General features: G+C 49.6%; 14 protein-coding genes. 3 read left to right on the forward strand and 11 right to left on the reverse strand.

What is annotated here, in order from left to right; translation table 11 throughout:
- Nucleotides 1–307: 307 nt before the first annotated feature.
- Both sdhA and AB3N00_RS23650 read right to left on the reverse strand, forming a co-directional pair.
- Nucleotides 308–2,050, reverse strand: a complete 1,743-nt coding sequence (sdhA, locus tag AB3N00_RS23645; RefSeq protein WP_413036789.1) for a succinate dehydrogenase flavoprotein subunit — start codon at nt 2,048–2,050, stop codon at nt 308–310.
- A 41-nt stretch (nt 2,051–2,091) separates the two neighbouring features.
- The gene (locus AB3N00_RS23650) at nt 2,092–2,760 is read right to left on the reverse strand and encodes a succinate dehydrogenase cytochrome b558 subunit (protein ID WP_413036790.1); all 669 of its coding nucleotides are present in this window, start codon (nt 2,758–2,760) and stop codon (nt 2,092–2,094) included.
- Nucleotides 2,761–3,054: 294 nt separating this feature from the next.
- On the opposite strand from AB3N00_RS23650, the gene AB3N00_RS23655 reads away from it, so the two are divergent.
- Nucleotides 3,055–3,978 (forward strand): LysR substrate-binding domain-containing protein, encoded by a 924-nt coding sequence (locus AB3N00_RS23655; RefSeq protein WP_413036791.1) that lies wholly within the window; start codon nt 3,055–3,057, stop codon nt 3,976–3,978.
- A gap of 65 nt (nt 3,979–4,043) precedes the next feature.
- Here AB3N00_RS23655 and AB3N00_RS23660 read toward each other — a convergent pair whose 3' ends face one another.
- Together AB3N00_RS23660 and AB3N00_RS23665 are read right to left on the reverse strand one after the other, a co-directional pair.
- Nucleotides 4,044–4,715, reverse strand: coding sequence for a potassium channel family protein (locus AB3N00_RS23660; protein ID WP_413036792.1), 672 nt, complete (start codon nt 4,713–4,715; stop codon nt 4,044–4,046).
- Nucleotides 4,716–4,731: 16 nt separating this feature from the next.
- The gene (locus AB3N00_RS23665) at nt 4,732–6,051 is read right to left on the reverse strand and encodes a TrkH family potassium uptake protein (RefSeq protein ID WP_413036881.1); all 1,320 of its coding nucleotides are present in this window, start codon (nt 6,049–6,051) and stop codon (nt 4,732–4,734) included.
- A gap of 484 nt (nt 6,052–6,535) precedes the next feature.
- Here AB3N00_RS23665 and AB3N00_RS23670 point away from each other — a divergent pair, with 484 nt between their 5' ends.
- Nucleotides 6,536–8,233 (forward strand): CPBP family intramembrane glutamic endopeptidase, encoded by a 1,698-nt coding sequence (locus AB3N00_RS23670; protein WP_413036793.1) that lies wholly within the window; start codon nt 6,536–6,538, stop codon nt 8,231–8,233.
- On the opposite strand, the gene uvrC is transcribed toward AB3N00_RS23670, so the two are convergent.
- The gene (uvrC, locus tag AB3N00_RS23675; protein ID WP_413036794.1) at nt 8,202–10,298 is read right to left on the reverse strand and encodes an excinuclease ABC subunit UvrC; all 2,097 of its coding nucleotides are present in this window, start codon (nt 10,296–10,298) and stop codon (nt 8,202–8,204) included. The two genes, AB3N00_RS23670 and uvrC, sit on opposite strands and share 32 nt — an antisense overlap.
- A 281-nt stretch (nt 10,299–10,579) precedes the next feature.
- Nucleotides 10,580–10,897, reverse strand: coding sequence for a thioredoxin (trxA, locus tag AB3N00_RS23680; RefSeq protein ID WP_095292059.1), 318 nt, complete (start codon nt 10,895–10,897; stop codon nt 10,580–10,582).
- A 266-nt stretch (nt 10,898–11,163) separates the two neighbouring features.
- On the opposite strand from trxA, the gene AB3N00_RS23685 reads away from it, so the two are divergent.
- Nucleotides 11,164–11,319, forward strand: a complete 156-nt coding sequence (locus AB3N00_RS23685; protein ID WP_175399258.1) for a YqzM family protein — start codon at nt 11,164–11,166, stop codon at nt 11,317–11,319.
- Between the two features lie 92 nt (nt 11,320–11,411).
- Here the strand turns inward: AB3N00_RS23685 and dnaI are convergent, their stop codons facing one another.
- The 5 genes from dnaI to AB3N00_RS23710 all read right to left on the reverse strand — a co-directional run bounded on the left by dnaI (nt 11,412) and on the right by AB3N00_RS23710 (nt 23,299).
- Nucleotides 11,412–12,362, reverse strand: coding sequence for a primosomal protein DnaI (gene dnaI / locus AB3N00_RS23690; protein WP_175399257.1), 951 nt, complete (start codon nt 12,360–12,362; stop codon nt 11,412–11,414).
- 230 nt (nt 12,363–12,592) lie between these two features.
- Nucleotides 12,593–15,403, reverse strand: coding sequence for an alpha-mannosidase (locus AB3N00_RS23695; RefSeq protein WP_413036795.1), 2,811 nt, complete (start codon nt 15,401–15,403; stop codon nt 12,593–12,595).
- Nucleotides 15,404–15,407: 4 nt separating this feature from the next.
- The gene (locus AB3N00_RS23700; protein ID WP_413036796.1) at nt 15,408–18,581 is read right to left on the reverse strand and encodes a beta-galactosidase; all 3,174 of its coding nucleotides are present in this window, start codon (nt 18,579–18,581) and stop codon (nt 15,408–15,410) included.
- Nucleotides 18,578–19,897, reverse strand: coding sequence for a glycoside hydrolase family 125 protein (locus tag AB3N00_RS23705; RefSeq protein WP_413036797.1), 1,320 nt, complete (start codon nt 19,895–19,897; stop codon nt 18,578–18,580). The genes AB3N00_RS23700 and AB3N00_RS23705 overlap by 4 nt, the downstream gene beginning before the upstream one ends.
- A gap of 261 nt (nt 19,898–20,158) precedes the next feature.
- Nucleotides 20,159–23,299: an alpha-mannosidase gene (locus AB3N00_RS23710; RefSeq protein WP_413036798.1), complete on the reverse strand. Its 3,141-nt coding sequence runs from the start codon at nt 23,297–23,299 to the stop codon at nt 20,159–20,161.
- Nucleotides 23,300–23,303 lie beyond the last annotated feature (4 nt).

Consider the following 23,303-nt stretch of genomic DNA (forward strand, 5'->3'; position numbering starts at 1 on the left):
GGATAAAGGCGAACGCTTCGCTTCTCCAGAATTCTTCTGCCTACTCCGTTAGGGTGTTCCTTTTAATCATGTAAATATAAAATTAATCATCTTGTGATTCGTAATCTTGACGCTTCGTCAGCGGAATGTCCTTCCGACCGCTGTTGCTCCCCATTTTACTGAATGAATTATTAATCGGATAAAAATGGGGTATCAAAGGCGGGCGCTTCGCTTCTTCAGGACATTTCCGCTTCCTCCGCTGCGTCGTGCTAATAAGTCACTTTACTTAAAATAGCAATAATTCATTCTGGATTGCGGTTGTCTTTACTCAGTCCTTGGAATAGTCCCGGATCCGTGGTGGGATCAAGGAAACATCTACAGGCTCGTACGAGATTTGTGGACCTTCCTTCGACCAGCTGGCGATGGTCGTTTTCAGGAACTCTTCATCGTTACGCTCCGTGAATTCCGGTTTGTAGTGTGCTCCGCGGCTTTCGTTGCGCAGCAATGCGCCAAGCGTCATGGCTTCAGCCAGTTCGAGCATGTTCCACAGCTGACGGGTAAACGCCGCACCCGGGTTGTTCCAGCCGGATGTATCGTACATGTTGATTTTGCCGTAACGCTCTTTCAATTCCTTGATTTTGCCGATCGTGGCTTCAAGTTTATCGTTGTAGCGTACAACGGTCATATTCGCCGTCATCCACTCGCCAAGCTCTTTATGAATGACATAGGCATTTTCGTTGCCCTGCATTTTTAGAATACCTTCGTATTTATCCGTTTGGCGTTTGGTGTACCCTTCAAAGACAGAAGAACTAATATCTGCGGACGATTTTTTGAGTCCTTTGATATATTCAACTGCTTTTGGACCAGCTACCATACCACCATAAATGGCCGAAACCAGAGAGTTTGCACCCAGACGGTTCGCACCATGGTATTGATATTCACATTCACCCGCAGCGAACAGCCCTGGGATGTTGGTCATCTGATTGTAATCCACCCACATGCCGCCCATGGAATAGTGGACTGCCGGGAAGATTTTCATTGGGATTTTACGCGGGTCATCGCCCATGAACTTCTCATAAATTTCAATGATACCGCCGAGCTTCACATCCAGCTCCTTCGGATCCTTGTGAGACAGATCGAGGTAAACCATGTTTTCGCCGTTGACCCCAAGTCCCATATCTACGCAGACACTGAAGATTTCACGTGTCGCGATATCACGCGGAACGAGGTTACCATAGGATGGATACTTCTCTTCGAGGAAGTACCAAGGCTTGCCGTCTTTGTATGTCCAGATCCGGCCACCTTCACCACGAGCCGATTCGGACATCAGGCGAAGCTTGTCATCACCCGGAATGGCTGTCGGGTGAATCTGGATGAATTCCCCGTTTGCATAGTTAACGCCTTGCTGGTACACCGCACTTGCTGCCGTACCCGTGTTGATAACAGAGTTTGTTGTTTTACCAAAGATGATACCAGGGCCGCCGCTTGCAAGAATAACGGCTTCTGCCGGGAACGTCTGTACCTTCATCGTTTTCAGATCCTGTGCTACGATCCCGCGACAGATGCCTTCATCATCAATAACAGCCTGCAGGAACTCCCAGTTCTCATATTTCGTGACCAGACCGGCTGCTTCCCAGCGACGAACCTGTTCGTCTAATGCATAGAGCAATTGTTGTCCTGTCGTTGCTCCGGCAAATGCCGTACGGTGATGCTTGGTTCCCCCGAAACGGCGGAAATCAAGCAAACCTTCCGGTGTCCGGTTGAACATCACGCCCATCCGGTCCATCAGGTGGATAATGCCAGGTGCAGCTTCACACATCGCTTTAACCGGTGGCTGGTTCGCAAGGAAGTCACCGCCGTATACAGTATCGTCAAAGTGAACCCATGGGGAGTCGCCCTCACCCTTGGTATTTACCGCACCGTTAATGCCGCCTTGAGCACATACGGAGTGGGATCTTTTGACGGGAACCAATGAAAATAAATGAACATGGACTCCGGCCTCAGCCGATTTGATCGCCGCCATCAAGCCCGCGAGACCTCCGCCCACAATAATTACATTAGATGATGCCATTGCTGTTCACTCCCTTATAAGTCAGCATTTATCACAAATGCTTATATCAGAACTGTCTTAATCACATCAATCATCGTTGTAGCTGTCTGGAAATCAATGCTCCGGAAAGCAAACAATGACGCGATAAACATAATCGCCACAATACCGAAAAGGCTCATGCACACATAAGAGGATACACGCTGTGCACGCGGACCGACGGTAATCCCCCAACTAACCAGGAACGACCACAAGCCGTTGGCAAAGTGATAGGAGGCCGCAACCACACTGATCAGATATAAAATAAACGTTACCGGGTTCATCACGACGTCATGAATGACACCGCCAAGTTCTTCGTGCGTTACATTACCCAATGCAACCTGAACGCGAGTTTCCCACACGTGCCAGATCACGAAAACAAACGTAATGACACCACTGATCCGCTGTAATGTGTAGCGCCAGTTGCGTTCATTGCCGTATCGTCCCACATTAGGCTTGGCCTGGTAGGCAATGTACAGACCGTATACACCGTGATAGAACAACGGCAACCAGATGAGAAGCGTTTCCAAAACAATAACAAGAGGCAAACTGTTCAGGAATGCAACAGCACCGTCAAAAGCTTCTTTGCCGCCTTCAACTGCCGAGAAGTTCGTCACCAGATGCTCTACAAAAAACAGACTGAGCGGGATGACGCCAAGCAAGGAGTGCAGCTTTCTGGAGTAAAACCCTTTCATAAAATGTCGTTCCCCTTTCGCTAAATATAACGTTTTCATAAAATCGTTCGCTTATCATGACACAAACCTTTCCCAAGGAAAGGTTCGACAAATTGTTCCGTTTTCATCAGGTGTGAACAACTTGTGTCACAATTCATGTTACTCCTTTTTTTCTTATAATGGAATTGCAATATAATTATTAAATGTTATAACCTATAGGTATAAGAGCTGAAACATCGGATAAGCAGGCATATCGCATTGAAAACGATTTATCAAGGACAACCATCACAACCCATGGAAAAGAGGTCAGTGAATATGTTCGAGGAGTTAAATGCATTTGCGGCAGTCGTGGAGCAGTCGAGTCTGAATCGTGCATCCAAATTGCTGAATCTGTCACAGCCTGCCCTGTCACGCAAGATCGCCAAATTGGAGGATGAACTCGGGGTAGCTCTCTTTCATCGCCGCGGCAAACGTCTTGAATTGACCAGTGTCGGCCAGCTTGCCTACACGTTCGCTGTGGAACAAAAGCAGCAGCAGCAGAAGTTTCTGACCATGCTTGCCCAGTACAAGGATGAGGAGCAAAGCGCTATAACACTTGGAGCGAGCCTGACCACACTTCAGACCACATTGCCACCTTTGGTCAATGCCTTTATGGAAAAACACCCTAACGCAGAGATCAAGCTGGTGACTGGTAAAACGCATGAGATCGTCTCCTTTGTACGGGACAAAAAGGCGGATGTCGGCATTGTTGCCTCTTCCATTAACGAAGCGGGGCTGAACTGTGTGCCGCTCTTTGATGATCATTTGGTACTGGTTGTGCCGCTTACGCATCCCTTGTCCGGCAAAGAGGCCGGGATGGAACATTTGCAAGATCTGCCCATGATCACCTTTTCCAAAGGTACCTGGTATCGCAAGCTGACAGACGATCTGTTCCAGCGCTGTGCCGTCATGCCGGATATTCGCATGGAGATTGATTCATTCGAAGCCATCGTGCGACTTCTGCCTACATGCAAGGCTGCTGCCCTGCTGCCCAAATCTTATCTGAGGCCTCAACTACTTGCGGACAATGATCTGGTCTCCGTGTACCTGCCCCAGCTGCAGCAGACCCGCCGAACAACCTGCATGATTTATGGGGAAAAGGAAGACCTCAGCGAAACGTCCAGACAGTGGGTCAAGGAAACTGCAGCGCTCTTTACAGCAAAGGCGCCGCTGCCCTCCAGGAGGACTGCGACGCCTTAATTTGATCTATGATTGAGCCACCTGACGCACTCCATTTTTGTCTTTGTCTAAATGCCGGAATTGGATCACCCCTCTTGGCTGATCACTTCTTGCTCGAACCGGTCGATATCATCATTCATTCCGATAATGACCATAATGTCGCCCATCTGAAGAGAGTCCAGTGCCGTCGGAGCGATAATGACTCCGGTCTCCTTCTGCAGCGCCACAATACTGCAGCCGAAGCGTACACGCGCATTCAGCGTGGACAAGGTTTTATTGTGCAGACAGGCCGGAACCTTCATCTCCACGATGCTGTAATCATTGGATAGTTCAATGTAGTCCAGCAGATTCGGGGTGACGAGCTGATGGGCAACCCGAATGCCCATGTCCCGTTCCGGATAAACGACGCGATCGATGCCAAGCTTATCGAGGGCTCGCCCGTGCAAGACGGATATCGCCTTGGCAACAACCGTTTTTACGCCGAGCTCTTTTAACAGGATTGCGGTGAGGACACTCGTCTGGATATCGTCCCCGATGGCCACAATGCCGCAGTCGAAATTACGGATCCCCAGCGAGCGCAGCACTTCCTCATCTGTGGCATCCGCTACGACAGCATGAGTGACCAATTCACTCATGTCTTCAACGACCTCTTCATTTTTATCGATGCCAAGCACCTCATAGCCAAGTTCCATTAATTCCTGTGCCAGACTCGAACCGAAACGCCCCAGTCCAATCACCGCAAACTGCTGTCTTTTCATTGTTCTTCACGAACCCCTATCCAATAATCATTTTTCCTTCAGGATACTTATACAGTTCTTTACCCTTTTTCTGTCCAAGTGCATACGCTAATGTAATGGGTCCAAGCCGCCCCGCGAACATCATGAAACAGATCATGAGCTTTCCGAACGCGGTCAGCTTCAATGTCAGTCCCATAGATAAACCAACGGTAGAAAAAGCCGATGTTGTCTCAAATAAAATCATAAGAAAACCGCTGTCTTCCGTCATCGTGAGCACCATGGTAACCATGATGATCAGCAACAGCGCAAGGAGCGTGATCGTCAATGCCTTGAAAATACGTTCCTGGGCAAGCCGATATCTGAAAAATACGATATCTTCCCTGCCGCGCATCATCGCGATGACAGCTCCGATCATGATCATAAATGTCGTCGTTTTGATCCCGCCTCCGGTGGAACCTGGAGAAGCCCCGATAAACATTAACATAATGATGAAAAATTGCGTTGCCTGCCTGAGACCGGCAATATCAATCGTATTGGCCCCTGCAGTACGTGGCGTAATTGATTGAAAGAATGATCCGAGCAGTTTCCCGCCCCAGTTCAGCCCCCCCAATGTCCGGGGATTACTAAACTCAAACACAAAGATAACCAACGCACCGAATACGATCAGCAAACCCGTCGTTAGCAGTACAACCTTGGAGTGCAGCGACAGCTTGCGCGTTTTGTGATAATCCACCAGATCGGACAACACGATAAAACCAATGCCCCCAGCAACAATCAGAAACATGGCCGTAAAATTCACAAGCGGATCATACACATACCCGGTCAGACTGCGGAAATCACCAAACATATCAAAACCTGCATTATTAAACATGGAGATCGCATGCCAGTATCCATAATAGATTGCCTGTCCGAAAGACATATCGAATGACCAGCGGATAGCAAACAACGTGCCGCATACAGCCTCCAAAATGAGAGAATACGCTACAACCTTACGGATCAGCCGCACAATGCCCTCCATCGTGTTCTGGTTCATCGCTTCCTGCAAAATCAATCGCTCCCGCAGGGAAATCCGCCGCTTGAATGCAATTGCCACCAGCGTGGACATGGTCATGAAGCCAAGACCGCCGATCTGAATCAGGATAGCAATGATCACCTGACCCAGCACCGAGAAATGCGTACCCGTATCCACCACAACCAAGCCTGTGACACAGACCGCGGACGTGGCCGTAAATAATGCATCAATAAAGGGAAGACTGACCCCGCTGCGGCTGGAAACCGGAAGCATGAGGAGCAATGTTCCCAGCAAGATTATTCCGGCAAAACCCAATACCAGAATTCGCGGAGGCGATAGCTGCATCCATTGAACATTTAGTTTCACTTGTCGATCATCCACCTCTGCCAAAAAGAAAATGACTCCACGATGTGGAGCCTTTCTCCGAATCACTTATCCATGCGACATTACGTCAGCGCTCTGAACTTAGGATAAGCTCCATTTCGGAGCGTAAACATGTATGATTTGAGTCATAGCCACATATGCATTAAGGTTGGAATCCTTTTATTCGTTCCCCTGCAAGGCTAAAGACATGCGGAATATTGCACATTTGCTTCAAAATTATAAGCGCTATGACTCTTACAGACAAAACGATTTTTGTGTAAATAGCATCGAATTCCGCTAAAAAGGGAAAAACTCAGATATATCGATGGATGGATCAGATTCTTTCGATCATTTTCATTCATTTTCAAGGATTTGCACGTCTTTTCGTTTCATCATTGGCATTCAGGGTTGGGCCTGTGATATCTTTACTTTAATATCCAAATTAATAAAGGAGGAACACCATTACATGAACCCCTTAGGGCAGCCTTTGGTACTCAAAGCTAATTTCAAGCGTTTAGGGTTGCTGGCGGCGATTGGCCTGATTTTGTTTTTTGTCTTTCAGATCTTTCCTGCTACTTCATCACAAACCACAGATATCCAGTCTACGTCCTTTATAAGCAAGGAACAGGCAGCACAATCTGCACGATCCTTTGCAGCTTCCATAGCCGACTACACACTTCCTTCGGATAACGGAAAGACACTGGTCACCTATCAAACCCATTCCGATATCTACGGATACATGGCCAAAACCAAACAGCTTGACACGTATAATCAAAAATGGGAAGCTACCTATCCCTACGATGTGTTCCGCGTTCGTTTGCCCGATGAGGACAACGGCGGTTATTTGAATGTGGACGTACATATGAGAACAGGAAAAGTCGTCGGTTTCAAACGGGAGGTTCCTTCCTCCCTGTATGCCTCAGCTGAAGTTGAGCAGGATAAGAGCAAACGTAATGCGACGATTCAGCTTGCCGAAGGCAATATTTCATTGGACGAAAAAGAGCAGCTTGCTTCTGGAATTCTTGGCGAATTCGGCTATGAAGTTCCTAAACTTCAATTGGAGACTCGCGAAGGTGAAGGCGGCCTGACCTACACGGATGCTGAGAAGCAGATTGGCGATTCCAAGCTGGAACTGAATTTTACCTTTGAAAACGGAGCGGTTCGCTCCTTTGAATCCGTCTTTTCGGTCCCTGACGCCCATATCGATTATGTCCAAAAACAAACCCGTCAGGCCAACTGGATGACCTATGGAGGCTATGCATTCCTGACGTTTGTACTCGGTGTGCTGGCGATTATCTACAGCATTCTCACCCGGGCCCACACGTCATTTAAACGCGGAATTATCCTGTCACTGGTATACTTCGCTGCATCCGTGATCGGTACTTTAAACATGATTCCATTGTTCGAGGCACAGGGCCTGTCCAGTTTCATGCTCGCTTTCCTGATGATCATGCAGACAGGGATCACATTGGTCATGAGTGCAACCATCTACCTCTCACTCGTTGCAGGTGATGGCATGTGGCGCAAAATTGGAATGAATCCTTGGCCGCGTGCGATAGAGCCTGGATACGGCAAATATGTCCTTCATAGTATGTATGCGGGTTACCTATGGGCGTTTATTCTGCTAGGGGTTCAATCGATCCTATTCTTCATTCTGGAACGAAGCATTGGAAGCTGGTCTACCACCTCGGCAGATCAATCGACGTACAATATGTCATACGCCTGGATCTTTCCCATCATGGCCTGGATGGCCGGAATTGGAGAGGAAGCGGTATACCGTCTGTTCGGAATTCGCATGATGCAGAAAATTGTGCGTAACACCTTCATCGCCTGTCTGATCCCAACGCTGATCTGGGCACTCGGACATACCCTGTATCCAATCTATCCGGTCATTACACGTCCTATTGAGTTGATGGTCATCGGATTGCTGTTCAGTCTGGTCATGCTGCGTCACGGCTTTATTGCTGTTGTCTTCAGCCATGTCATCTTCGACAGCCTGCTGATGGGACTCAGCCTGATCTTCATGGGTGATCTGCTGAATGTCTCTGCAGGGATCTTCTGGATTGTGCTTCCAGCCATCGTTGGATATGTCATCTACAAAATGAATCCACAAAAAAAAGAGAAGTCGTATGTTACGACTCCTCATCCCGAAGTGCTGCAATAATTTGTTTGGCAAGCTTATCACCAATTGATAGAGGCCGGAAGTCTTCGACGCTGGCCTCTTTTATTTTGCGCAAAGAGCCAAAATGCTTCAGGAGCAATTTGCGGCGCTTCTCGCCGATGCCTGGAATGGAATCGAGCCGCGAAGTAACCATGGACTTTCCGCGCTGCTCCCGGTGGAACGAGATTGCAAAGCGGTGAACCTCTTCCTGAATACGCTGCAGCAGATAAAACTCCTGGCTGTCCCGCGGCAGTGAGATGACTTCCGGCGGATTGCCGATCATCAGCTGAGACGTTTTGTGTTTGGCATCTTTTACGAGACCACATACCGGAATAAACAGTCCCAATTCATTCTCCAATATGTCCACAGCCGCCGAAATCTGCCCTTTCCCGCCGTCCACAACGATCAGGTCCGGCTGGGTCAGGTTTTCCTTCAGCACCCGCTCGTACCGTCTGCGAATGACTTCTCTCATCGTTTCATAATCGTCAGGTCCTTCAACCGAGCGGACCTTATATTTACGGTATTCCTTCTTATCCGGTTTGCCATCGGTAAATACAATCATCGCCGATACCGGGTTGGTTCCCTGAATGTTCGAGTTATCAAATGCTTCGATCCGGCGCAGCTGATCCAGCCCGATCCATCGTCCGAGACCTTCGGATGCTTTGGATGTGCGTTCTTCGTTTCGCTCAATCAGGCGGAACTTCTCTTCCAGTGCCACACGCGCGTTATCAACAGCCATCGTAATCATTTGACGTTTCAATCCACGCTGCGGAATGTGAACCTTGATCTCCAGCCACTCCTGTAGAGCGGCTGCCGCCTGGAAGGGATCTTCCAGTCCCGGTCGATTTGTCTCCTCTACAGCACTTTCCTGTTGATCAGAAAGATCTTGAGTCATATCGGTTTGTATTTCTCCTTCAGTTCCTTCAGGAGCCTGAATTTCCCCATAAGAAGCACGGGACTCGGCAACCAATGGTTCATCAGCAGAACCATCATCTGGTGCTGATGACAAACGGTCCGATTCCGATGTCACAGCAGCTGGCACATCAGCAATGGCAGCATCAGCTGTATCCACTTCTTCCCCAGCAGCCAGTTCTTTAGGAACTTCCGGCAGTAATATCTCCTGCGGCAATGCCGGGTTATCGCTATAATACTGTGTCACGTAGGACATGAAGTCACTGTACGCTTCGCCATAAAACGGGAATGTCGAGACATGGCGCTCGATCATTTTACCCTGACGCATATATAGAATCTGGACACACATCCAGCCTTTATCAATGGCGAAACCAAACACATCACGGTCTCTGGCATCCGCCATCGTAATTTTCTGTTTTTCCATCATGGCGTCTATCGCTATGACCTGGTCCCTCAGTTCCTTGGCACGTTCAAAATAAAGATCCTCTGCCGCTTCCTGCATCTTGCGCTGCAGATCTTTCTTGATTTCTTCGTGTCCACCACTCAGGAATGAACCGATCTCTTGCGAAATCTGATCGTACTGCTCCTTGCCAACTTCTTTAACACAGGGAGCAAGACATTGCCCCATATGATAATACAGGCAAACTTCCTTTGGCATCACGCCGCATTTGCGCAGCGGATACATGCGGTCGAGCAGCTTTTTGGTTTGATGTGCCGCGTATGAATTCGGATAAGGTCCGAAGTACTTGGCTTTATCTTTTAGCACGCGCCGGGTCACCTCGAGCCGGGGATGCTTTTCATTCGTAATTTTAAGATAGGGAAAGGTTTTGTCGTCCTTGAGCAAGACGTTATAACGCGGCATGTGTTTTTTGATCAGGTTACACTCCAGTATGAGTGCTTCCATATTGCTGCCGGTCACAATGTATTCGAAATCACGGATTTCGGATACCAGACGCTGTGTCTTTCCGTTATGACTGCCGATAAAATAAGAGCGTACGCGGTTTTTCAGCACTTTGGCCTTACCTACATAGATAATGGTCCCTTCGCTGTTTTTCATCAAATAACAGCCAGGCATGTCGGGCAGCAGCGCCAGCTTGTGACGAATCTGCTCCAGTGCCTGCTCCTGCTCTTGCAGAACATTTACGAATTCATCCATAATTCGGTGGGTCCTCCCTTCCGAAAAAAGTATAATCAACGGTTACACTCAGCCATTCCGATTACAGTACCGTCCTTCGATCGCCGTTATCCCCGGATTTCTTTGATCCCATTTGCATGGGGAAATCCGGTGATAAATGCGAGCGCTTCGCTTCTTCGAATCGGTTCTGTACTCTACATTATAAATGTAATAATGCTTACTTTTATATTGTCCTATAAAAAGATATTCGACGCAAAACGCCCCCGGCGCATAACCGGAGGCGTATCTGTTAGCCTAGTGAATTATTGGTGTTTCTCAATGATTCCTTTGAGTGCTTCTTTCGAGTTCAAACCAACCACTTTATCAACGGGTTGACCGTCTTTGAAGAAGATCAATGTCGGAATGCTCATTACGCCGAAGCGGGAAGCGGATTCCGGATTTTCGTCAACATTGACTTTGGCAATTTTCACTGCATCGCCAACTTCGGTGGACAGCTCTTCCAGGATTGGAGCGAGCATTTTGCAAGGACCGCACCAAGGCGCCCAGAAATCAACAAGAACCGTTCCTTCTCCTTCGACTTCAGCGTTAAAGGATTGATCGGATACGTTAACAATAGCCATGAAATTGTCCTCCTTATATATACTTACGGTTTATTTTAACCTGTAACGTCGTGAACGACACTTCCAGTATAACACAGGTCATCTAATCTTGTGAAATACATGCGTCAATGTTCATCTCTCCACCATCAAATCTTCACAATTGGCAAACTTGACACGATTGCTGCAAAATCTTTACAAACGCTTTCTTTTCCAAGTATACTAAAATTACTCCAGGCTTCAGCTCCCTGGAAGGGCGAGCTGTCGATCCTCATAAGGAGGCAATAACCATGGACGCAAATGTGCGGATCAACGACCCGCGTGAACATGTGAACGAGGAGCCCCGTAACGATCTGTTTGATCTCATTGCGGGTGTTGCCGGCATGGGTGGCCTGATGACCGTGATCTTTTTCGGTATGGTCATCTTCAAATTCCTGACCGAATAGGATTCAGGCCCGCGCAGGACCAAAAAAGCCCGGTTTCCGCGATTTCCGCGAAAAACCAGGCTTTTTTGTGGACGATTTGTCAATAATAAAAATTAGCGCTTCCCACGCTGATTCTCGCCTCGAACGGAGACCACGTCGACAAATGGCCGAATGCGGTCCATCAAACGCTGACCCTTGTTCGTCTCCTCGCCATCCCTGCTCGTAAAGCTGAGATGCTTCTCAAGCCCATCCAGATTATAGTTGGACGTATAGAACGTCGGTTTGCGATTCATGCGGTAGTTTAAAATCGAGCCCATCACATGATCCCGAACCCAAGGATTCAAATTCTCTGCGCCAATATCATCGAAGATAAGCAGGTCACAGCTTTTGAGAATATCTGTCGTTTCCTTCAGCTTCTGTCCTTCAGTGATCATGGATTTCAAATCTTCCACAAAGTCAGGCATATAGATAATGACACCCGTATAGCCGGCGACGGCCAATTCGTGCAGCAGATAACACATTAGAAACGTCTTGCCTGTTCCAAATGATCCTTCAAGAAACAGCCCTTGCGGAGACAACCCATTTTCCTTGGTCTCGTTAATATAGCGCAGTACCTGATTCACCGCCGGAGCACGCATCCGATCCTTGCCCATAATTTCCACATCGTTATATCCAGCACTAAGTGCACGCTCGTCCACATAGAAGCTGCGAATTCTCTTCTTGATCACATGCTCATTTTGCCTTGCAATGTGCTTGGAACACGGAGCTTTTTTATCTATAATTTCGGGTTTCCCGTTAAAATGCTCTACTTCCAGTTTGCAAAAGTGACCCTGGAAATCGTTAGGACAGTTGTCCAGGCCCGGACAATTCGCACAGTTCTTTGAATCTCGGGCATACTGATACAGCTTGCTCAGATCGGTCATGAGTTGTGCATCTTTCAATTCCGGATGACCTGCGCGGAATTCGCGTACGTACGGATCTTCCATCAATTCCGCCGCTATTCGCCGCGACTGCTCACGAAAGGAAGGATTCAGCTGCTGAAGCAGTCCTCCCAAGGATTCCATGGCTTCAAGCCCCCTTAATGTATTCGATATAGAATGAACCACCTGAATTTTACCAATGACCATTAATGATGGCAGAGTATCCTTCGATCGATTGCAATTCTATTGTTCATTCTATAGAAACTTGAGGCATAACTCAACATGTTCCGGCTGGAAAAAACGATCTTCCTTCATGAAGCAGCGCATCGCGAAATGACATGATGACCATGACAGCCTCCTTCCAGGGCTGAGGCTTAACGGTGCAGACCTAAGGTAACAATCTCGCAAGGGCCTGCCTGGATAGACCATTCTTTACCGCCAAATGGTCCGGCAGAATGATCGGTAGAAGCCAGTTTCTCGCCCTTTTCCTCCAAAATGTTGCTCTTGTATACCTCGCCATATTGCTGTGTATTCCATTCGGCAGTTGAAAGTTGCAGCAGCGTTGTGCTTGGCACCATGTTGTACCAGCGCATCATCAGATCTCCTGATTCCTCATTCACTTTCAGTGAGGAGAATGCCATACCTTCTCCTTGCCACGCAAATGGCGTATGAGCTGATGACAGCGTGCCTGAATGAACATCGGTTTGGACCAAAGTCCACGGCACCTGGAACTGGTAAGCCTCGATGTATGCGCCTGACGATGCGCCATTTCCATCATGCGGAATGATCTCAATCTGGAACGAATGCTCTCCCAGACATTGTGCTTCCGGTGTTGGGAACAATCCCCAGTCTCCGAGTTCCCCCACAGCGCGCAGCAGCGTTACGGCAATCGTATTGCGTCCATCCTGAAGGACTTCATATTCATTCAGACCCAGATTGGCAACGACTAACCCAGCCTGTTCTTCTCTCACATCCACAAAACTTTGCTGATGCTGCGTATTGCTTGGATTTTGCCACTCTGGTGCGGGTACATTATCACGAGCAGCAATTTCGAACATGGAATCCACATGATGAACAGCAGTCTTCAGGTCTGTCGGGAACAGAGCGCGCACACGATGATCCTTCGCCTGATTGTTGAACGTGGTTTCCAAACGTACCCCTTTTCCGCTGCGGCTTAACGACAAGACTGTGCGAATGCGAAGCGTAACGGTTTGTTTGGAGCGCTGTGCCTTGCGATGTGGATAATAGATCAGTTCCCGCTGTTCACGATCCAGCATCTCATCCGCTGACACCGGAATTTCCCAATGATGGACGATTTCGAAGGCAGCCCGGTACGGGGTATCTTCAAGGATCTGAATTTCAGCTTGCAGCTCACTCGTCGTCAGGGCCACTTCGTTCTCCGGCTGCTTGAACATGTACTCGTTACCAATGTCGCCAACATTCTCATACACGCCAAGATCCTTGTAAGTCCGGCCTGTTCGTTTATCCGTCAGTGTAAAGGAACCATTGTCTGCGATCGTTACGGCAACATATTCATTTTCCATGCCCCGATCTCCACGCAACAATGTTGAGCCAATCGGATTGAGGTCTCCCTTAACATCCTCGACTTGCAGCACGTCACTTCGAACCCAGGCATATGATTTCAAGCCAAGTGCAGGCACATTTTCGGCTTCAAATGTAATTCTGACCCGGCGGCAGCTGTATGGCTGACGGAATCGGTCATCCGGCAAATCATAACCGAACTGCAACCCCAGATCTTCTACTGTACACGGAACATGTGCCCCTTTTTCATCAACCAGAATGCGACCAGACAGGTCAAGCTTGTTCATTTGGGCAGCCATATCTTCCAGTGAAAGTCCATCACGGAAATATAAGCGAGCCGCATCCAATTCTATCTGAACAACACCGCTGCGCTCCCAACCTGTCGTATTGAAAGTGATCAGTGGACGCGCATCCTCGCCATAACTTGCAAAGATCGAGGTATCCACCGAGGCAGCAATCTGGCTTGTGCTCTCTTCAATCATTGCTTCAGCGACGTGACGGCTCTTCTCAAATCGCGTGACCATCTCGCGATGAACCTCATCCACACTGCAGCCACAGATGCTGTCATGCGGGTGATTTTGCATCAGCGTTTTCCAGGCATACGTCAGCTGATCATGCGGATAAGCATGCCCCAGCATATACGCGTAGGATGCCAGTGGCTCAGCCACTTTTTCCAGCATGGCTTGGCCCAGCTGGTTCATCTGTTTCAGATAAACCCGGGCCGAGGCGGTGTTCACCAAGGTACCCCAGCCATCGGTACGCTGGCTGCGCAGCTCTCCTTTGACCGTAGACAACTCATGCTCAGCCGATTCTTTCAGTGCAGTCAGGTAATCCGGAAAATTGGAGTGTACGAACTCGATGTCGGGATGTAACTGCTCAGCCATCCGAATCGCTTCCGGCAGATCTCGTTGTATGGGCTGATGGTCGCAACCGTTCATATAGAGCAACTCATTGGTCGAGGCATATTTCTCGGCGTCTGCCAGCTTGGTTTCCCAAAACTTGCGTGCTGATGCCTCATCTACCGGAATTTCGTTACCGTTGGAATACCAATTGGCAAACAATACACCAAGCACTTTCGATCCATCCGGCCCTTCCCACATCAGCTCCGAGAAGCTGGATTCATATCCCGCATCCGAAACTGTATTATTGAAGCCTGTAGGTTTCACACCTCGCCCAAAAAAGACGTTATCAATGCCGGATTGCAGCATCAACTGCGGGGTCTGTCCGACCAGACCAAAGGTATCCGGAAAGTAACCGATCTTCGAAGGTGTACCGTAACGCTTCGCATCCTTATGTCCAACCTGCATATTGCGGACATTGGCTTCGCCACTTGTCAAAAATGCATCCTGCAAAATATACCATGGCCCAATCACAATCCGCCCATTGCGGATATGCTTCTCCAGCCGCTCCTTCTGCTCCGGACGAACCTGAAGATAATCATCGATGATGATCGTTTGTCCATCCAAATAAAAGCTTTTGTAGTCTGATCCCTGATCAAGCTGATCTAACAGTGAATCCACCAGTTGAACCAGCCGCATATGGTGCTTCTCATATGGCAAATACCATTCCCGGTCCCAGTGTGTATGTGAAATGATATGGGCTCTTTTGGTTTTGGTAGCAGCTTTATTCTGTTGTTCGGTCATTGCGTTATCCCACCTCTCCAGCTTGTTGTACAATCTCAACCTCATCCGGACGATACACGGTCTGCAGATTTCCTGAAGCATCTGTGGTGAAGAGCACAGAACGATTTCTCTCCAATCGGAACGCATATGAAATACCTGTACGGCTGTCTCTGACGTTTACCTCATGAGTCAGGGCAGACTCCGATACAAATACATACAAATGTCCTTTTGGAAAACTCAGTTTCCGTCCATAGATTCCTGCAATGTCTCCGCCGGATTTCCATTCCAGCTCCTGTTTGACACCCGCAATTCCAGTCGCATAACGATATAATTCCGCAAGCGGTTCATCCCGTCCGTTTAACTCCAGCGGCAGTGGGGTCCATATTAACTTCCCTTTTCCCCATGGCAGAACGGTTACTTCATCTGGTGTAACATTATCCCCATGAAGCAAAGACTCCTTCGCCACTTCGGCAATACGGCGCCGTCCATAGGTCACGCGGTGATTCACTCCATTAATGTTCAGCAGCTCTTCACGCTGCACGTTACCCAGACTGCGTTTACCCACGATATGATCTGCCCGGTCACTTGCCTTCCAGTATGCGTCCAGCCCCAGTGGTCCAGTGATGAGCAGGGTTGCGCCTTCCTTCTCCGTGAACGCGAGCAGTTGGCTTAGTGCGTTATCATCCATATTGTGTGGACTCGGTACGATAATCAGTTTCGGCGGCTGCTGCTCCAGCGCCTCCAGATGATATTCCGATACGGCACGGAACGGCAGTTTCAGATCATAGGTCATCACACGAGTAAGCTTGGTTGTTGCATCATAGGCCAGGGAACGGTTGGAGAAGTCATTGGAGTATGGGAATACCACCGCAATTTCCTCCAGTTCACGATCTTCGAAGAGGTCACGAATCGGATTCATGAACCGGCCAAAATCGTAAGACACATCGGCCTCGGGCTTTTCTGTACCATCTGCACGCAGCGCCCCGATATGAGACTCATTGGCATTATCCATGTAGAAGTTGGTATTCCAGATCCATTGCACAGCTCCCGCACCGCCAGTTGAAAATGCATAGGCATATTTGCGTTCCAGAATGCCGCGCAGTTCTTCTTCCGTGCGTTTGGCCCGGCCATCCGGGGTTTCCACATACATGATGCCCGTTTCCTGGATGAGATTTGGTTTGTGTGGTGTTTTGGTGAAAATGCCGTCCCAGACCAGATCATCGTTCAACCACCAGGAATGCACGGTTGTATAGTCCACTTCGCGTTCATAGAAGAATGGTGAAGGACGCTGTGCACCAAGGGCTTCGTCCTGCCCCACAGTAACCAAATGATCTGGAACCAGATCCTTGATTGTTGCTACGAGCTCTCTTGCCCAAACATTGTGCATCTCCATAGAAAAGAGACAATAATCGAGCCAGCGCGTTCCTTTTTTGGCCTTGTGCATGTCCTGTACATCAAAATTAATCTCTTCCGGCTCCGGGATGACCGCAGCCGCAAAGTTCGGAAGCTGCTTCGGTGACATATTCCATGCCTCCTGCAGTGCTTCAATCGTTTTGTGCCGCTGCTGAAGCCAATCGATAAAAGCCTGCTGTTCATGCGAATCCCTGGCCGAGCGCGGGCCAGCTGAGAAGATGCGCACCGGGTCGAACATGGATGGCTCGTTGATCAGATCCCAATCCACATGCGTGGTATGCGTATGCCGACTGACGATGCTGCGGATGAAACGCTTCTGTGCTTCGACACTTTGCGGGTCCAAATATGGATTTGTTCCTTCCCACGTCTCGGGTGTAAAGGAGAAGAAGGTGAACGTCACCTGCAGGCCGTGGCGTTTCGCCGTTAACAGGAATGCATCAATGGCACGCAGCACATCCTCTGCCATGTGGCCATCCACCTGCATCATATTGCGATAGGCCGTCCAAATTCCGGTCCGAATCCAGTTAATCCCGGCTTTCGCCATCTGTGCCATGTCCCGATCCCATACGTCGGCATTCGGTAGAAACAGAAATTTCCGGGCAACATCGGAAGTCATGTACGTCATGCCCACAACAGGTAGGGGGCGTCCATCTTTTACGAAATAATCTCTGCTGCGGGTAATGACTTCCCCTTCTGCCAGCAAGGCGGCATCCTGGCCCCAGAAACCTTGGCGCAAGATCCGGACTTCCCCGTCAGGTGCTTGCGCACGGCACACGATCCGGTACAGCCCACTCTCTACTGAAACCGGGAGTGGGAGGCGTGCAAACTGCTGCTCTCCGGAAAGTTCCATCTCCAGCCGATGGCTCCATACCTTCTCAGCCGTGCCACTTGTGCGATCCTCCCGTTCAACGGTCAGGTCAAATGTCCACAGCTCGGACGCTGTGCGTCTGTGTCCTGCACGCTGTAGAATCTGGCCCTGAAGGGTAAGCACAGCCCGTTCACCTGGTTCGTAAGAGGCATAGTTCGGTTTCAGGGACAGTTCGGTTACCCCTTTGGCACAGAATTGTGCCCACTTCACAATCTCGGCAGCACCGTTCTCCTCCCAGAACGAAGCAGTCAGCGACAGATGCACAAACATCCAGCGTGAACCGGCAAACGTACTGCGGGAATTTTCCCACAGGACGACCGGAGCAGCGATGCTGCGTCCATCCTTGCTCACTCCGCAAAGCAGCGGATAAATCTGCGTGCTCATTGGCCCGGCCGAACCCATCTGGTGAGGAAGGTCACTGGATTTGGTGGTATGCGGGACCAGATTCCACGTATCTGCAATCTCGAACAGTCTCTCTTTGCCAGCAAGAAGCGGGATCTGTACAGAGGAAGTGTAGGTTTGTACGTTCGCTGAAGATACGTTCAGTGCCTCATGAATATAAAGTTCCTGGTGATACGCGGTCTGCTCTGACTCCACAACCCAAGCTCCGTCCTCATCTCGGACAGGACGCTTGAAGGGAGCTCCACCAACACTGATCAGGCTTCCTCCCTGATGCAGATAAGCTGCAATTTCCGTCCAGGCGGCTTTGGGGAAATAGGGGGCATGCAGATTCACCAGACAGCCCTTGCCAGCAGTTGCTTTCAACACCTCAGCCAGTTCGCCTGCACCTGCAACGACAACCTCTTCTGCACCTTGCCATCCATCCAGAGCCTGACGGGATGGCAGTTGGCCTTCCACCGGAAAATCCGGATCGCAGAAGATAATCAGCTTTTGGTCATTCACATGTGCACGGCTCATAACAGGCCATCCTTCATGGATTTATAGACCAACTGGGAGAACAGGCTGTTGGACCATGCAAACCATTTTCTTGTAAAAATCGTCGGATCATCAGCGTGAAAGCCTTCATGCATATAACCTGTATCCGCATCCGTTGCTTCGAGCATGCGAATGATCTCCAGCTTCTCCTCGGCAGACTGTGCCGTCAGTCCCTGCATGGATAAACCCATATGCCAGATATAATCCGGCGGTGTATGCGGGCTGCCGATCCCCTTCGCAACCTTGCCCTCATAATAGAACGGATTCTCTTTGCTCAGGGCAAAACGGCGGGTATTTTGGTAGATCGGGTCATCCGCTGTTACGTAACCCAGGTACGGAATGGACATCAGTCCCGGTGTACCGGCATCGTCCATGAGACAGTAGTTGCCGAAACCATCTGTCTCGTACGCATAGATGGGACCGAATTCCGGATGACGATAAATACCGTACAGCTGGATGCCGTGATCCACGTCCTGCTCCAGATCCTTAAGCTCCTGCAGCAGCGCCATATCCCGGAACACCCACTCGGCAAACTCCTGCATCTGGCGCAAAGCTACAACGGCAAACATGTTGCCCGGGATGTTGTAGTGAAAATCGCACGCATCGTCGCTGGAACGGAAGCCGGACCAGATCATGCCCGTATAGTTGACTGGCATGCCCTTCCCGTGATTACGGAGTGAATCTGTCGGAATGCCGTTATTCCGCGTGAAGCGATATGGGGATTGTTCCATGTGATGCTGTTCCACTTTGAACAGGTCTACGATTTTTCGCATCGCTGCCTTGAAGCTGGAATCAAAAATGTCGGTCAGCTCGGTTTCCTTCCAATATAAATAGGCCAGCCGTACAACAAAGCAGAGCGAATCAATCTCGAATTTGCGTTCCCACACCCAAGGCGACATGTCGGTCTCGTCCGTGGTGTTCCAATGCCAGTCATTGGCTGTCTCATTGAAGGCATTGGCATACGGATCAATATGAACATACTGGATATGGCGCTTGATCAGCCCGCCGATGATCCGCTGCAGGTCCTCATCTTCCTTCGCAAACGGAATGTAGTGTACAACCTGTTCCACAGAATCACGCAGCCAGGAAGCCGGAATATCCCCGGTGATAACAAAAGTCGTGCCATCCTCCATCAGCTTCGTTGTCGTTTCAATTGTATTGGGAAAACAGTTCTTGAAAAGCTGAAGCAGCTTCGGTCTGTGAGCCAGCTTCTGTTCCGCTTCTTCGATCACTGCCTGAATGGATTGCGGCAATGCAACGGGCGGCATGGGTATTTTGGGTAATCTGAATTGTTCCATGGATGAGTGCAACTCCTTAAACGTATTGAATAGTGTAGCTATATAAGATGAACCCATTAACTTTACACTTAGCCACTACGATTGCAGTACCATCTTCCGATCGCTGTTATCCCCGGATTTTTTGGATTCCCTACTCCAAAGGGGAAAATCCCGTGATAAACGCGACCGCTCTGCTTCTCCAGACTGGTTCTGCACTCTTCGTTAACGTGTAAATATCATTTTCAGTACATCTTACATAGCTCAAAGATATTTCAAAAAGGTTTACCGCAGCAGCACGGTTTTGATTTCGTAAGGTTTAAAAGATAATGTAATCTGACCATCAGTACTGGTCAGTGGCTCCCCCGGTTCTTCCAACGCGTTGGCGAGATAGGCCTGCTCAAAGGCATGCGGCCATTGCAAGGTTACACGTTCACGTTTGCCTGAAGATTCATAGAAACGAAGCACCGTACCGTGTCCATCCTCTGCCAGTTTGACCGTATCCAGAATGACGTGCTTGCTATCAAAGTGAATCCAGGCTCCTGTGGCCGGACGAGAGTGAGCGGCAGCGGGTACATCTTTCCCCGTACCCTGCTGCTCCTGCTCCGCCTGCTGTACCGTCACCTCATGATTCAGCTCGGCAGCCTGACGTACCGTATGTGCACTTCGCCAATCTCCTTCGTGCGGATACAACGAGTAGGTAAATTCATGTTCTCCCAGATCGGCCGTCCGGTCAGGCCACTTTGGTGCACGCAGCAGGGACAAACGAATGGTGCTTCCCTGTACGTCATATCCGTATTTGCAATCGTTGAGCAGACTCACGCCGTATCCATACTCCGATACATCCACGAATCGATGTCCACAGACTTCATATTGGGCTTGTTCCCAGCTTGTGTTGCGATGCGTTGGCCGTTCCAATGCACCAAACGGAATTTCGTAAGTCGCCTTGGAGGTCACCACATCGATTGGAAAACCAACTTTCAGGAGCTTGTGATTTTCGTTCCAGCTCACCTGTGTCTGGAAGTCAATCCGCCGTGAATCATGGTAGAAGACGATATCTTGCGTAATCACCGATTGATGGAGCTTCCAGCGGAACCGCAATACATCCTTCGTTGTACCGGCCAGCACCAGCTTTTTCTCCAAGAGTTCCACTTCGCCAGCAATCTGTTCTTCATAACGGCTGTCAATATCCCATGCATCCCAGAGCGTTGGACGGTCATGGAAAAAGTGAAATTGATTGCCCCGTTCACCCGTCTTCAGCATCTCTCGATCTCCAGTCTTATCCCACAGGCGAGTGATCTCTCCACGTTCGTTAAACTGAACATGATAAAATGCGGTATCCCAGGTACCGTTGAAGGTCGGTTGCCCGGCAAGGTTCATCACTTCGCGTACATTCGTTTCCCTTGTATTTTCCGGTACCAGCCAAATCGTCTTATATCCAAACGCCGGGATGTCCGTCACGAGAATTGAAATGGTTCCATCCTCCCGATCCATCCGCAGACGCTGACCCTCTTCATCGATTACGTAACGATCAAATCCATCGTGCAAGGGGAGCTGAACGACCGAACTGCGTTTCCAGCCCAGACTGTTAAACACAACATAGGCCACTGAACCCTCTGGACCTTGCGTGTTAATGCCCTTCGTCAATGCTGCAACACCTTGATCCAATCCAGCTCTACCCAGTTCAAATACTTGTACATACTCCTCATTCGAAGTCACGTATGATTCCGTAATTGCCGAACCAGGAATAATATCGTGGAATTGATTCAGCAAAATCAGCTTCCAGCCATCATGCAGCGCCGAACGTACTTTGGCTTCTGCCTGCTCCTCCATGTCCGGTAGAGCGAGTGTATTCCACAGCTCGGCTTCACGATACAGGACCTCTGCTTTGCGGTTGTTTCGCTTGTTGCGTGCATGAGTCGTATACGTACCCCGGTGCAGTTCCAGGTACAGATCACCGTGCCATTCAGTAAGTGCAGGCTGCCCTGCTTCAATTCCTGTAAAAAAAGCTGCGGCTGTGCTATAGCGACTCGCAGGCTGTCCTACCATCAATTCTGCCCGGTCCACGTACTCCAGCATCTCGCGTGTTACCCCACCGCCGCCATCTCCGTGCCCATACAGGAGCATATGCTCGGGATGTGCCGCTTTCTCGCGATAGGACTGCCAGTGATCATGAATATCCTTCGGTAATGTGTGTTCATTGACACCATGGTTGAGGTAGGACAGGATCGGTGTACCATCAATGCCAACCCAGTGAAAGAGATCGTACGGGAATATATTCGTATCGTTCCATCCCAGCTTCGTCGTCATGAAATAGTCCACATTCCCATGCTTCAAAATCTGAGGCAGGGAGGCACAGTAACCGAATGTATCCGGCAGCCATTCAATCTGAGATGTCTTGCCGAATTCCTCCATATAAAAACGCTGACCATATAACATTTGGCGAATCAGAGACTCCCCGCTTGGAATGTTCAGATCCGGCTCCACCCACATGCCGCCTACCAGCTCCCAGCGCCCTTCGGCAATCCGCTGCTTCACCCGGGCATACAATTCGGGATCATGCTCCTTCAAAAAGGCATACAGCAAGGGCTGGCTCTGGGAATAAACATATTCCGGATATTCATTCATGAGTGCATCCACGGTCGAAAAGGTGCGACTCGTTTTGCGTACGGTCTCGCGTACAGGCCATAACCAGGCAATATCGATATGAGACTGCCCCACCATATGTTCGAGCCCTTCCGCGTTGCCACCAATCTCGCGGACCTGATGCCTCAGGCTCTCCTCAATATGGCGAATGCCCTCTCCCTGCTGGATCTCTTCATCTGTCATGCCAACAAATTGGTCCATCGCACGATAGAGGGCTTCCAGCAGACGAACCTTCCGGAAGTCACTTTCCGGCAGCAGCACGGCCGAATCACGCACAATGATAACCGTATACATCAGGCTCCGAACCGCTTCGTTCGGTCTTACCAGCAAGCTGGCAATCGATGTGATCGGCGGCTGAATAACCGCCTGCTGATTCAATGGATCCACCGGTTCAGGTACCGGATCGAACAGCTCAATTTCAAGCTTGGGATTCGTGCCGATACTGGACGGGTTCAGCGTAACGTACGTATGATTGCGGTCCAGACCCTGATAAGAATGCCCATTCACCCGCAGCAAACCTTCGCCTCCCGATTCAAATACAAGCCCGAATGGAGCCTGGTTCCAGGAAGCAGGGACCTCCAGATGCGTCCGAAAGAAGTAGGTGGTTCCCTGCGTGCTTGGAAAACGATCCAGGCCTTCTCCCTCCGGATAAGGCCCTTGATGCTCATATTTTCCCGGCACGTCATAATAAGCGCGGGTAATCTCCCAGCTGCAGAGCTCCACTTGCTCCAGCCACTGATGTTCGGACAGTTCGCGGATAAATCGTCTGATGCGTTCCACTGTT

Source organism: Paenibacillus xylanilyticus (assembly GCF_047246825.1).
Lineage (GTDB): Bacteria > Bacillota > Bacilli > Paenibacillales > Paenibacillaceae > Paenibacillus > Paenibacillus xylanilyticus_B.

Bases quoted from the DNA above. Each gene is read 5' to 3' on its own strand.
- sdhA (WP_413036789.1), bottom strand. From the start codon at position 2,050: ATGGCATCATCTAATGTAATTATTGTGGGCGGAGGTCTCGCGGGCTTG.
- AB3N00_RS23650 (WP_413036790.1), bottom strand. From the start codon at position 2,760: ATGAAAGGGTTTTACTCCAGAAAGCTGCACTCCTTGCTTGGCGTCATC.
- AB3N00_RS23655 (WP_413036791.1), top strand. From the start codon at position 3,055: ATGTTCGAGGAGTTAAATGCATTTGCGGCAGTCGTGGAGCAGTCGAGT.
- AB3N00_RS23660 (WP_413036792.1), bottom strand. From the start codon at position 4,715: ATGAAAAGACAGCAGTTTGCGGTGATTGGACTGGGGCGTTTCGGTTCG.
- AB3N00_RS23665 (WP_413036881.1), bottom strand. From the start codon at position 6,051: ATGCAGCTATCGCCTCCGCGAATTCTGGTATTGGGTTTTGCCGGAATA.
- AB3N00_RS23670 (WP_413036793.1), top strand. From the start codon at position 6,536: ATGAACCCCTTAGGGCAGCCTTTGGTACTCAAAGCTAATTTCAAGCGT.
- uvrC (WP_413036794.1), bottom strand. From the start codon at position 10,298: ATGGATGAATTCGTAAATGTTCTGCAAGAGCAGGAGCAGGCACTGGAG.
- trxA (WP_095292059.1), bottom strand. From the start codon at position 10,897: ATGGCTATTGTTAACGTATCCGATCAATCCTTTAACGCTGAAGTCGAA.
- AB3N00_RS23685 (WP_175399258.1), top strand. From the start codon at position 11,164: ATGGACGCAAATGTGCGGATCAACGACCCGCGTGAACATGTGAACGAG.
- dnaI (WP_175399257.1), bottom strand. From the start codon at position 12,362: ATGGAATCCTTGGGAGGACTGCTTCAGCAGCTGAATCCTTCCTTTCGT.
- AB3N00_RS23695 (WP_413036795.1), bottom strand. From the start codon at position 15,403: ATGACCGAACAACAGAATAAAGCTGCTACCAAAACCAAAAGAGCCCAT.
- AB3N00_RS23700 (WP_413036796.1), bottom strand. From the start codon at position 18,581: ATGAGCCGTGCACATGTGAATGACCAAAAGCTGATTATCTTCTGCGAT.
- AB3N00_RS23705 (WP_413036797.1), bottom strand. From the start codon at position 19,897: ATGGAACAATTCAGATTACCCAAAATACCCATGCCGCCCGTTGCATTG.